Consider the following 11958-nt stretch of genomic DNA (forward strand, 5'->3'; position numbering starts at 1 on the left):
CTCGCCAGAGCCCCGACCCGAGCACGCGGGCCGCCGGCCCGCGGAACCCGCATACCGCCTCTCACCTGCACGGATGAGGATTTCGGCAGGGGCAGGGTTCGCTCTGCACAGAGTCGCTGTGCCCGCGCCGGAACAGCTCGTCTCGCTGCACCGCGCCCTGCGCGCTCTCGCCATCGGATTCGTCGCACTGGAGAGCGCCGAATCGGCGGTGTCCGACGCGCCCGAGACTTTGTCTGAGTGAAATCGCCGGCTACCCAGAAAATTCTGCACAATGATCGCCTCGCCGTTGGCGGCCCTCAAAGAAGGTCGTGGACATAGCGATTTCCGGCGTTCATGAAAGACTTAATACCGTCTTTCTGGGGCGGCGTCGGCCCGAGCCTGTCACCTGCAGGAACACTCCCCTCGGCCAGGTCTGGGCTTCAGCGGTCGCGCCGTTCGGCGCTCGGTGGATGCCCGGTCCAGCGGATGTAGGCCCGGCGGAATTCGCGGGCGTCGCTGAAGCCCACTTCGGTGGCGATTTCGGCGATCTTCAGTCTGGATTCGTGAAGGAGGAAGGTCGCTCGCCGCTGCCGAACCCGGTCTCGTACGGTGCTGAAGCGTTCTCCGGCCGCATCGAGTCGCCGATGCAGGGTGCGGTCGGTGAGGTGCAACTGCCGGGCGGTTTCGGTCATGGACAGGGGTCGTCGCAGGCTCCGGCTGAGCAGGGTCTCGACGGCCACGATGATGTCGGAGTCTCCCCGTCCGGTGTCGAGCAGCCGGCGGCAGGTGTCGACGGCGGCCGCCCGGGTGGGGTCGTTGCGGGTGGGGATGGGGCGGTCCAGCTGCGATGCCGGGAAGAGCATGCGGGTGGCGTCGGCGTCGAACCGCAGGGGGCAGCGGAAGAATCGCCGGTATTCCTGGACGTACGGCGGGGCGGGGTAGGAGAGCTCGACAAGGGTGGGCGTGTGGTCGTCTCCGAGGATGGACCGTGTGAGCGCCAGCGTGCTGCACAGCACCTCCTCGCAGAGGAAGGCGATGAGTTCAGGTTCCGGCGACCGCTCATGCAGCCGCAGCGCGAACTCCTGGCCATAGACCTCGAGCTCCATGTCCATCAGGCTGCCGGACGCCTGGTGAAGTTCCAGTCCGACGGCCAGGGCGTCGGCGGCGGTGGCGCACGACCTGATCGCCAGGCCGAGGATGCCGAAGGTCAGCAGCGCGTCCCGGCCGCCGACCTGCATGCCGACAGGCCGGCCGGGCAGGGCCCGCAGCGCCCGTCGCAGGATCGTGGCGGCCTGGCGGAACGACAGCTTGACCGGCTCGGCGGTGACCAGATGCGCCGGGGTCACCCCCGTGCCGGAGAACCATGAGCCGACGGGGAGGGCTTCGCGCTGCCCCACCTCGACGACGCCAGCCAGCACGGACGGCGGGATGACCGCCTCGCTCAGCCGCGGATCCTGGTACGCGCCCACACCACCCCTCCTGTCCGGTCTGCCCCCCATTCTGGTTGATGCCGCCCTCCCTGCCACGGGGTGAGCAGGACTTTAATCCGGGGCGAACCCAAAGGATAAGGAGGACCTATGGTGAGAACGCCAGAGGTGGTGCACCGAGGCGTCTGCATCATCGGGGCGGGACCCGCCGGGTTGTCGGCGGCCCGGGCCCTGCGACGGCTCGGCGTCCCTTACGACCAGTACGAGCGGCATTCGGATGTCGGTGGCATCTGGGACATCGACAATCCGGGGACGCCGATGTACGAGTCGGCGCACTTCATCTCCTCCCGCAAGACGTCCGGGTTCTTCGACTTCCCGATGCCGGACTCCTTCGCCGACTATCCGGGCCACCGGCAGATCCTGAAGTACACCCGGGACTTCGCGGCGGCCTATGGCCTGCGCGAGGCGATCCGCTGCAACTGCACGGTCACCGGCGTCGAGCAAGCCGGCGACGGATGGACGGTGCGGCTCGACGACGGTACCCATCACCGGTACCGGGCGGTAGTGTGCGCCACTGGCACCACCTGGATACCCCGCATCCCGCGGCACCCCGGCACTTTCACCGGCGAGATCCGGCACTCGGGGAGCTTCCGCGACCCGGCCGAGTTCCGCGGCAAGCGGGTCCTGATCGTGGGTCTCGGCAACTCGGGCGCCGACATCGCCTGCGACGCGGCCGCGAACGCCGACGCCGCGTTCGTGAGCGTACGCCGTGGCTACCACGTGATCCCCAAGCACCTGTTCGGTATCCCCACCGACGAGTTCGGCGCGCACGGACCGCAGCTTCCGCTGCGCCTTGAGCGCCCGATCTTCAAGCTGCTCCTGCGCGTCCTGCAGGGCGACCTCACCAGGTACGGGCTGCCCGAGCCGGACCACAAACTGTTCGAGTCGCACCCGCTGCTCAACAGCCAGCTGCTGCACCACCTGCAGCACGGCGATGTGGCGATCCGGCCCGACATCGCGGCCCTGGACGGGTCCCGGGTCCGGTTCACCGACGGCGGTACGGAGGAGATCGACCTGATCCTCTACGCCACCGGATACGACTGGACCATCCCTTACGTTCCCGATGAGTATTTCGAGTGGCAGGATGGCCGCCCGGAGCTGTATCTCACCGCGTTCAACCGGTCCCACCACAACCTGTTCGGCCTGGGCTACCTGGAGACCAACTCAAGCGCGTACACCCTGTTCGACCACATCAGCAATGTCCTCGCCCAGTACCTGCACGACCAGGAGCACGCCCCGGCGCGGGCCGCGGCCTTCGACCGGCTGATCGCCGAGGACCGGCCCCGGCTCAGCGGCGGCATCAGCTTCGTGGATTCGGCGCGGCACCGCTCCTACATCGACGCCCGCACCTACCACCGCCACCTCGCCAAGATCCGTAAACGGATCGGCTGGCAGAACCTCACACCTGGCATGTTCGACCAGCAGCGGGCCCAGGCCCCCGCCCGGAAGGCAGGTGTCGCGTGAGCGGCCGTACCGACTGGAGCGGCAGGCACGTCTTGGTCACCGGCGGAAGCAGCGGCATCGGACTCGAACTCGTCCGGCAGTTGCACCGGGCCGGAGCGGTGGTCTCCGTCATCGCCCTCGACGACACCGACCTCAGACGGCTGCGCTCTTCCGCCCCCGACGTGCACGTCCGAGGGGCCGACGTGACCGACGCCGCCGCGATGGACCTGGCCGTCGCAGAACTGGCGGCCGAGGTCGGCCCGATCAGGTCGCTGTTCACCAGCGCCGGAATCAGCAAACCAGGCTACGTCCAAGACCTTGAGCTGGGCGACTTCCGAGCCCAGATGGAGGTCAACTACTTCGGCACCCTGCACGCCGTACGGGCCGTGCTGCCCGGCATGCTCCAAGCCGGCGACGGCACCATCACCTGCATTTCCAGCGCTGCCGGACTGCTCGGCGTCTTCGGCTACGCGGCGTACGGCCCGAGCAAGTTCGCCGTACGCGGACTCTGCGCGGTGCTACGGCAGGAGCTCAAACCCCACGGTGTGAGCGTCACCGCCGTCTACCCGCCCGATGTCGACACACCGCAGTTGGCCATGGAGGAGCCCCTGCAGCCACCCGAGCTCCGAGCGATCAGCGGCACGATCAAACCGCTCACCCCGCAGCGTGTCGCCGCGGCCATCCTGCGCGGCACCGGATCCGGCCGCTCCACCGTCATCCCGGACTTCCAGACTCGAGCGCTCCGCCGTCTCGTCGGCACTGCACCGCAGTTCGTCGACCGGGTACTCGATCGCATCATCGCCAAGGCCCGCCAGCGAAAACCGGCCGATCCCCGCCGGAACCCCCGGCCCACCCCGTGACACCCACCGCAGGGAGAGATCACCGGCCGCCATGGGCTCGCCGCTGGCGGGGCGCGCTCTGTCGGCCGGACCTCGCGCGCGGCTCCTGATCACCTGCCATACGTGCGGCGCGTGCGAACCGCACGATCTCCAGCGCAACGCGCAGGTCCATCGGGTCGTCGTCCAGGGGCCCGGACAGTAGCTCCTGGGCGCCGATCCGGAAGGTGACAGCGATGGCGACGAAGTGAAGTCGTCCGCCGGTGACAGCAGCACGCCGGCCATCCCTGACCGCCGTGTCCCCATGACCAGCGGAAGATGATCTTTCTTGGCATGGCATCGGCTGCCAACGAGGACTTGCACTGCCGCAGGTCGAGAGGTTCGTCGGTGGCCCGGCTTGCTGATTACCGCTTGCGGCCGGGGATGCCCGTGTGAGGTCCAGCGTCCCGGGATGGTCGCCGCGCTCGTTCCTTTGGCCACCCCGCCCCCTTGTCTGGAGGCTGGACACCCGCCAGGGCACGGGAGAACGTAGCCGAGCCGGGGTGGTCTGGCGGGTGTCTGCGCTTGCGGTGTCGACGAGCGGCGCCGATGGCGCCGTGGACGGGGCTGCCGCCGTGGCGCAGGGTGCTCCTGGGATGCTGCCCGTTCCCAATGATCTGTCGTTGTCGAAACTGACCGGAGACCGTACGCACTGGTCATCAGCTTCCCGCCCGTCGCCTCATGGTGCGCGTCGGCGCGGCGAGTTGCAGGCCGTTGAGGGGCCGCACCGTTGCTCCGGCGCCCGTTGTCCGGGGACGAGCTGGGGGCCGGTTCCGGCGGGCGAGCAGTTTGTTCAACGAATAAACATAATGCCTGACCTGCGGAAATGAAGAGCGGCAGACGAGTCGGGCTGTACGCCGGGTTCAGGCCGAGAGGGTCGCTGTCGCGACCAACGTCTCGCCCGCATCCGCGACGGTTCCACTCCCCATGTTCGACAGCTCCCACCAAGGACTCGAATCTGCGCCCAGCGCCATTGTGGCGCTTCCCTGTCCGACAACCATCCTGCGACGGGCCCCAGTCCAGCGCACTCGCCCACTGGGCCCCGACACCACCGTCAGCGCCCGCGGCATCCGATCGGCAGCGGAATCCGGGGCGGACGCTCCACCCGAGGAGGTCCCTGGCCGGCAGAGGACGACAAATCCGCGGTGCAACTTCTCTATAGGGGATGTGTCAGCACCGACGAGTCACCCTGCCCCGGGTCCAACACGGCATGCCCCAGCCCCCATCCGAGAAATGCCCGAGTCCGGGCAACTCCCAGAAGATCCACGTGGCCCTCCCCGAGGCGCCACCCGCCATGACCGACTCCGTCGCCAATGTCCTCCTGCAACTCCTCCAGGCCATGATCGCTGACGCCGACCAGCCACGCCCCGAGCCCGGAGACACCTGACAAGGCGGGCCGACTGGCTCTTCTCGTCCGATCGAGGTACGACAGACCGCCACATAACACCGCAACACGCTCCACGCCATACACGCTGGGGGTCTGACCGCACGTGATCCGTTTCGCCTTCGCCGGACGATGTTCCACCGAGGACCTCCAAGACCCCGAGGCCTCCAGAAACTGGCAGCTCACCCGCGCGCGTGCACTGATCGAGCCCGCCGGAGGCCAGATCGTCACCGAGTACTTCGACATCGGCCACAGCCGCTCCCTGCCCTGGCAGCGCCGCCCATGCGCAAACGAACTCCTCCAGGCACTCCGCAACCCGAACCGCGGATTCGACGCCGTCGTGATCGGGGAACCGCAGCGCACCTTCTACGGCAACCAGTTCGGCAACACCTTTCCCGTATTCGTACACTTCCGCATCCCGCTATGGGTCCCGGAGGTCGGCGGCCCCATCGACCCCGACAACGAGGCCCACGACCTCGTCATGTCCGTCTTCGGCGGCATGATCAAGGGGGAACGCAACCGCATCAAGATCCGCGTGCGGACCGCCATGAGCTCCCAAGCCCAGCTCCAGGGCCGCTACCTCGGCGGACGCCCTCCGTACGGGTATCTGATCGCCGATGCCGGACCCCACCCCAACCCCTCGAAGGCCGCAGCCGGCCAACGGATCCACAAACTCGAGCCCGACCCCGTCGCCGGGCCCGTCGTGCAGCGGATCTTCACCATGTATGTCGACGGCATGAGCGACAAGGCCATCGCCGCCCAGCTCACCCGCGAAGGCGTCCCATGCCCCTCCGGCTGCGAGCATTCGAGATCGAGCTCGTGCTCCGTGACAGCGGAGTACGGGCGCTGATCTGTGACGAGTCGGTGCTGGCGGAGGGCGCTCCGGGCCGCTGCGGCCGCCGGGGTACGGCTCTTCACTGTGGTGGGCGCACACCCCGACGGCGTCGCCCTCGACACGCTCTACACGTCGGGGACCACCGGCCGCCCCAGGGAGCGATGCTCACCCATTGCAACGTCATCGCCAATATCGAGGTGACCGCCGTCTCGCCGTTCCCCGTCGAACAGGACGGTGTGCTGCTCGGCTGCCTGCCGTTGTCCCACACTTTCGGCCAGACCTGTGTGATGGGCACCGGCGCAGCCGCATGTCCGGTAACGCAACGCTGGTGATCGTGTTGTCCAACAGGACCATGAACTGGCCGGTGCAGGTCAAGGTGAGCAAGGCGCCCCTCACCGATGTCAGGTCAAGCCATCAGGCTCAGCGCCGGCTCGACCGCCGACGTCGCGGCCAGCAGGCGCCCGACGAGGTCGGCGAGCCGCACCGCCTGGCCGGGGTTGAGCCGGGGGTCGCAGGCGGTGCGGTACCGGTCGGCCAGGTAGGCGTCATCGATGTCCGCGTCGACGCACTCGGTGACGTCGTCGCCGGACACCTCCAGATGGACGCCACCCGGAAGCATCCCCGTGTCCTGGCAGGCCGCGAAGAACGCGTGCAGCTCCTCTTCGATCGCCCGCATCGTCCGGGTCTTCACGCCCCTCGCGCTGGTCGTCCCGTTGCCGTGCATGGGGTCGCTGACGAAGCGGTCGGCGAGTCCCGTGTCCGCCGCGGCGGTGAGGAGCTCCCGGCAGCGTTCGTAGGCATGGGCGCGGCCCATGCGGAAGATGAAGGTCAGCCGTCCGGGCAGGTTGTCGGGGTTGAGCGCGGCGTGCAGGGAGAGCAGGTCCTGCGAGGTGCAGCCGGGTCCGACCTTGACGGCGATCGGATTGGCGATTCCCGTGGCGAATTCGATGTGCGGACCGGTGAGGGAGCGGGTGCGTTCCCCGATCCACAGCAGGTGCGCGGACAGGTCGTACCGGTTGCCGTCGTCGGGGCAGCGCCGGGTCTGGGGCCGTTCGTAGTCGAGCAGCAGGGCTTCGTGGGAGGTGAACACGCCCGAACCCGCCATGAACGAGAGCGTTTTGCTCGATTCCTGGTAGGTGCGCAACAGGTTGCGAGGGTTGGGTGTGCGCCCTCGTGCGGAGAAGTTCACGGAGTTCACGGCGTCGCCGAAATAGGAGGGCAGGGCGAGTTCACCGCGTCGCTCGACGGGTGATGAGCGGGGTTTGGCGTACTGGCCGGCGATCCGGCCGACGGTGACGACCCGGGCTCCGGAGGCCGCCGTGATCCGGTCGGACATGGTGCGCAGCAGGTCGACACGGTTCACCACGGAGCGGGGGGTGTTGTCCCGGAAGGTCTCCGCGCAGTCCCCGGCTTGCAGGAGGAAAGCGGGCGTCGCGAGCTCGGAGCGCAGGGCACGGCAGTCCGCGGCCGACACGAGCGGGTCGACGTGGCGGAGGACCCTGCGCACGTGTTCCGCCTCGGACGCGTCCGGCCACCGCGGCTGGTGGTGCTCCCCCGAGACGGCCCGTGCGCCGTCCGCCGTCGGCCGCTCGTTCACGGACGCGCTCGCCGGCGCCCCGGTCGCGAGGAACCGGGGGTTGAAGACCTCGTGCACAAGCACCGTGACGCGGTTGGAGAACGCGATCTCGTAGACGCGGCCGGGCGAGCCGGCGGGGAGCATGCCGAAGCGGTCGGTGGTGACCCCGACGGCGAAGATCCGACGCCGCTCGAACAGCCCCAGTTGCCGGGTGTGCAGTCCGAAGGGCGTGTCGCCGCTGGGTATGACGTGGTCCCGGTCCCTCCGGCGGAAGGTGATGAGGTTCTCGCTCACCACCGCGCCCGCGCTGTCACGCAGCCGGGAATGGCGGATGCCCAGGTCGCTGTGCGGGACGGCGTCGAAGACCTTGGCGAGATGGCCGGACGGTGGAAGCGAACCGATGTCCATGTCCGGCAGCACCTGCGCGGACAGCGCGGAGCCCACGAGTGACTGCAGCAGTACGGTCGTGGAGCCTTCGTTGTGCAGCATCATGCGGGTCGGTGAGGGCATCGCAGGTGGCGCCGCGAATTCGGGGTACGCAAACAATCGAAACACCCTTATTTCATGGAATGGTCATCGTGATGCATGCGGATGGGGACGGCGAAGCGATCGGCCGACGCGCCGACGGGGTTTCTCCTCGGGTGACCCGCGTTCAGGCCGCGTCGGCCGTCTCGGCGTGCGCACGGGCCTCGGCGACCGCCTGCCCGATCAGCTTCGCCGCCACCTCGGCACCGTTGCTGGTGGGCGCGATCGCCCGCGATGCCTCGGCGGTCGTGCGGGTGAACGTGTCCGACGCGGAGAACGCGTCCTGCAGAATGCCGAGGAGCGTCGCCGCGTCCGGTTCGGTCACCGTGGTGTAGCCGAGCAGCGCGAGGCGGCGCATCGCCTCGAGTTCGTGGTATTCGTCGCGGCCGCTGAGCACGTAGGCGACAGGGGCGTTCATCACCGCCATCTCCGTCACCGAGATCCACCCCGGGGGCGAGAGCACGACCTTGGCGTGCTTGACCAGGGAGTGCCAGTCGGTGACGTAGTTGAGGAACACCACGCCGTCGATGTCCTCGGTGAACTCCTGCCTGCCGATGACCACGAGCCGGGCCTGCGGATGTGCCGCCCTCAGCTTCTCGAAGGCGGTGAGGTAGTTGGCCAGCAGGCGGTCCTTGTTCTCGGTGAACATCGTGGTGCCGCCGAACCCGGCGACGATGTACTGGCTCCCGGCGAGGCCGAATCGTTCGTCGACCTCCTCGCGCGGGGCCGGATCGGCGGCGCACGCGTCGCGCACGATCGGTCCGACGAAGTGGCCGTTGCCCGCCGCGATGGCGCGGAACACGGGAGTGCCGCGGTCGAGTTGGTCGACGGTCGGCTTGTCCGTGAGTACCGCTCGGGCGCGCCGTGTCACCCAGTCGAACAAGGTGGTGAGCGAGGAGCGGATGGCGTCCACCTCGTCCGTGTCGCCGACGGCGAAGCCGGCTTCCACCAGGCTGTCGTTGTCGAGCTGGCCGAGCGTGAAGTCGTAGCGCTCGGTGATCAGGACATGAGGCACGCCCGAAACCTCGGCTGCCAGGCTGGCGGCCACGTTGTAGTCGCTCACCACGACGTCGGGCCGGACGGCGGCGATGAGTGCCACCGCGTTGAGCATCCTGTCGCCGCTGATGAACGTCCGGTCCAGATAGCCGGTGACGTACGTGGTCCAGTCGAAACTCCGCCCGAGCTGCGAGGTGTTGGCATGGTCCCGTTCAGACGGCGCCACATGCACCTGTACCCCGTGGGCTTCGAACATCGGGGTGAAGACCGCGCTCTTGGAGCCGAGATACACGTGCTGCTCGGACTCGGGAAACAGCTCGCGCACCTTCGCGGCGACCGCGAGGGCCCGCATGTTGTGCCCCGTGCCGGTCTCGGCCGGGAGGTAGAGAACCTTCATCTGAAGACGCCTTTCGGGGTTGGGCCGTGGGCGGCGGGGCCGGTCACGGCGGCATCGGACCGAGGCCCCCGGACACGGCGTCGCGAACGTCACGCTCACACGCCGCCGCTTCGTCGCGGCGGGGGGACAGGGTCGTCAGGAGGGGGAGCCGGGCGGCGGCCCCGATGCCGGGGCCGCGGGCGGAGCAGCGCGGAGGACGCGATCAGGACGGCCCGTGGGGCCGTATCGGGCTTGGGAGCCGCTCTCCCGCCCCGCCCCCACGTGAAGTGTTTACTGGCGCACTGCCCAGGATGCTGTCATCTCTTGGCAGCGCAAGGGACGCCCCTTCAGGGGCCGGCCGGGGGGCTCGCCGATCAGGCGTTCGCCAGCTCCATCACGTACCGGCCGTAACTGGACGACGGCGAGATCTCCTTGCCGAGCAGGGCCAGTTGCTCCTTGCCGACGTAGCCCATGCGGTAGGCGACCTCTTCCAGACAGGAGATGCGGATGCCCTGGCGCTTCTCCAGCACCTGAACGAACATCGCCGCCTCGAGGAGGCTGTCGTGCGTACCGGTGTCGAACCACGCCGATCCCCGGCCCAGATTGACGAGCCGGGCGCGCCCTTCGCGGACGTATGTGAGGTTGAGATCGGTGATCTCCAGCTCGCCGCGCGCCGACGGGGTGAGCCGGGCGGCCCGGCTCACCGCGTCGGCGTCGTACATGTACAGCCCGGTGACGGCGAGGTTGGAGGCGGGCGCGACGGGCTTCTCCTCCAGGGTGACAATGGTCCCGTCGTCGTCGACGGTCGCCACGCCGTAGCGCTCCGGGTCGCTGACCGGGTAGCCGAACAGCGTGCAGCCGTCGAGCCGTTCGGCCTCCTGGCGGAGCATGTCGGGCAGCCGGTGCCCGTAGAAGATGTTGTCGCCGAGGATGAGACAGATGTCGTGGCCGTCCGTGAACGGTCCGCCCAGGACGAGGGCTTCGGCGATTCCGCGCGGCGCCTGCTGCACGGTGTAGGTGAGCGAGATGCCGAGGCGAGCGCCGTCACCGAGGAGCGACTCGTAGGTCGCCACGTGGTCGGGGGCGGAGATGATCAAGATCTCCCGGATGCCGGCCTGCATCAGGACGGACAGCGGGTAGTAGATCATGGGCTTGTCGTAGACCGGCAGCAACTGCTTGGAGTGCACGCTGGTGAGGGGGCGCAGCCGGGTTCCGGAGCCGCCGGCGAGGATGATGCCGCGCATGGGACTTCCTTCGGGTTCGTCGGTCGTCTGTCGCAGGGATGGGCGGCGCGCCCGTCAGGCGACGCTCTCGCTCATCAGGGGCTGCCACCACGCGGCGCTGTCGCGGTACCAGGCGATCGTCTCGGCGAGCCCGTCCTCGAAGGCGACCTGCGGACGGTAGCCGAGCGCCCGCAGCTTGCCGTCGTCCAGTGAGTAGCGGCGGTCGTGACCCTTGCGATCGGGCACCGGTCGCACGGTCGACCAGTCGGCTCCGCAGGCGTCGAGGATCAGACCGGTGAGCTGACAGTTGGTCAATTCCCGTCCTCCGCCGATGTTGTACACCTCTCCGGGCGCACCCTTGGCCAGGACGAGGTCGATGCCGCGGCAGTGGTCGTCGACGTGGAGCCAGTCACGGACGTTGAGTCCGTCGCCGTACAGCGGCACCGTGCCGCCCCGCAGCAATGTGGTCACGAAGAGGGGGATGACCTTCTCCGGGTATTGGTACGGGCCGTAGTTGTTGCTGCAGCGCGTGATGCCGATGTTCAGGCCGTGGGTGCGGGCGTACGCGAGGACCAGGAGGTCGGCGCCCGCCTTGGCGGCGGCGTAGGGGGAGTTGGGAGCCAGGGGCCACTCCTCGGTCCACGAGCCGGACTCGATCGAACCGTACACCTCGTCCGTGGAGACGTGGACGAACCGCGGCACGCCTGCGCACAGGGCTGCCTGCAGCAGGTTCTGGGTGCCGAGCACATTGGTATGGACGAATTCGGCGGAGCTGTGGATGGAGCGGTCGACATGGGTCTCGGCGGCGAAGTTCACCACGGCGTCCACATCGGACAGCAGGTCCGGGACGAGCAGCGGGTCGGCTATGTCTCCCTCGACGAAGCGTAGCGCGGGATGTTCCGCGACCGGGGCGAGGTTGGCCAGGTTGCCCGCGTAGGTCAGTTTGTCGAGCACGGTGACGCGATCGGCGGGAATGTCCGAGCGGCCGTCAAGAAGCCTTCTCACATAATTACTGCCGATGAAACCGGCGCCACCCGTGACTAATACATGCATGAATTTCTTGCCCTTCGACGGTGTTACTCGCGGTTCTGCGGTGTTCCGCACCGTTCCCAGGGATGCAAGACGGAAGGAAACCGGAATGAGATACCCGTTTCCTCGTTGCCCCCGTTCGCTCCAGGCATGTCTCTGACCGAAGCGATCTCCAAGGATCGTAGAACATCGAACATGCCTGCGCAACACTATACTAGCCAACCCGCTAG

The 11958-nt window shown here is 68.3% G+C and carries 9 protein-coding genes; 4 read left to right on the plus strand and 5 right to left on the minus strand.

Translation table 11 applies throughout. The annotated features are described in order from the left end of the window. Window positions 1–419: 419 nt before the first annotated feature. A complete protein-coding gene (locus ACZ4EG_RS45350; protein ID WP_453562295.1) occupies window positions 420–1448 on the minus strand; it encodes an AraC family transcriptional regulator in 1029 nt (342 codons plus the stop codon). Between the two features lie 108 nt (window positions 1449–1556). Between ACZ4EG_RS45350 and ACZ4EG_RS45355 the strand changes: the two genes are divergently transcribed. The 4 genes from ACZ4EG_RS45355 (at window position 1557) to ACZ4EG_RS45370 (ending at window position 6335) form a co-directional block, all read left to right on the plus strand. After that, window positions 1557–2930, plus strand: coding sequence for a flavin-containing monooxygenase (locus ACZ4EG_RS45355; protein ID WP_453562293.1), 1374 nt, complete (start codon window positions 1557–1559; stop codon window positions 2928–2930). Further along, on the plus strand, window positions 2927–3769 hold the full coding sequence (locus ACZ4EG_RS45360) for an SDR family oxidoreductase (RefSeq protein WP_453562291.1): 843 nt from the start codon (window positions 2927–2929) through the stop codon (window positions 3767–3769). Before ACZ4EG_RS45355 ends, ACZ4EG_RS45360 begins: the two co-directional genes overlap by 4 nt. A gap of 1505 nt (window positions 3770–5274) precedes the next feature. Beyond that, entirely contained in the window at window positions 5275–6018 is a 744-nt protein-coding gene (locus ACZ4EG_RS45365; RefSeq protein ID WP_467794880.1) for a recombinase family protein, read from the plus strand. 146 nt (window positions 6019–6164) lie between these two features. Beyond that, on the plus strand, window positions 6165–6335 hold the full coding sequence (locus tag ACZ4EG_RS45370; RefSeq protein WP_467794890.1) for a hypothetical protein: 171 nt from the start codon (window positions 6165–6167) through the stop codon (window positions 6333–6335). 74 nt (window positions 6336–6409) lie between these two features. Here ACZ4EG_RS45370 and ACZ4EG_RS45375 read toward each other — a convergent pair whose 3' ends face one another. The 4 genes from ACZ4EG_RS45375 to rfbB all read right to left on the minus strand — a co-directional run bounded on the left by ACZ4EG_RS45375 (window position 6410) and on the right by rfbB (window position 11752). Further along, entirely contained in the window at window positions 6410–8089 is a 1680-nt protein-coding gene (locus tag ACZ4EG_RS45375) for a 3-deoxy-7-phosphoheptulonate synthase (RefSeq protein ID WP_453561583.1), read from the minus strand. A 142-nt stretch (window positions 8090–8231) separates the two neighbouring features. Then, window positions 8232–9497, minus strand: coding sequence for a hypothetical protein (locus ACZ4EG_RS45380; RefSeq protein WP_467794881.1), 1266 nt, complete (start codon window positions 9495–9497; stop codon window positions 8232–8234). Window positions 9498–9850: 353 nt separating this feature from the next. Continuing rightward, on the minus strand, window positions 9851–10720 hold the full coding sequence (rfbA, locus tag ACZ4EG_RS45385; RefSeq protein ID WP_467794882.1) for a glucose-1-phosphate thymidylyltransferase RfbA: 870 nt from the start codon (window positions 10718–10720) through the stop codon (window positions 9851–9853). Between the two features lie 54 nt (window positions 10721–10774). After that, window positions 10775–11752 carry a dTDP-glucose 4,6-dehydratase gene (rfbB, locus tag ACZ4EG_RS45390; protein ID WP_453561580.1) on the minus strand — a complete coding sequence of 326 codons (978 nt, stop codon included), beginning with the start codon at window positions 11750–11752 and terminating at the stop codon, window positions 10775–10777. Window positions 11753–11958: the final 206 nt, after the last annotated feature.

The sequence above is a fragment of the Streptomyces sp. NPDC025638 genome (genome assembly GCF_055558775.1).

Coding starts and splice junctions, on each gene's coding strand:
- ACZ4EG_RS45355 (WP_453562293.1), top strand. CDS start 1,557: ATGGTGAGAACGCCAGAGGTGGTGCACCGAGGCGTCTGCATCATCGGG.
- ACZ4EG_RS45370 (WP_467794890.1), top strand. CDS start 6,165: ATGCTCACCCATTGCAACGTCATCGCCAATATCGAGGTGACCGCCGTC.
- ACZ4EG_RS45375 (WP_453561583.1), bottom strand. CDS start 8,089: ATGCCCTCACCGACCCGCATGATGCTGCACAACGAAGGCTCCACGACC.
- ACZ4EG_RS45380 (WP_467794881.1), bottom strand. CDS start 9,497: ATGAAGGTTCTCTACCTCCCGGCCGAGACCGGCACGGGGCACAACATG.
- rfbA (WP_467794882.1), bottom strand. CDS start 10,720: ATGCGCGGCATCATCCTCGCCGGCGGCTCCGGAACCCGGCTGCGCCCC.
- rfbB (WP_453561580.1), bottom strand. CDS start 11,752: ATGCATGTATTAGTCACGGGTGGCGCCGGTTTCATCGGCAGTAATTAT.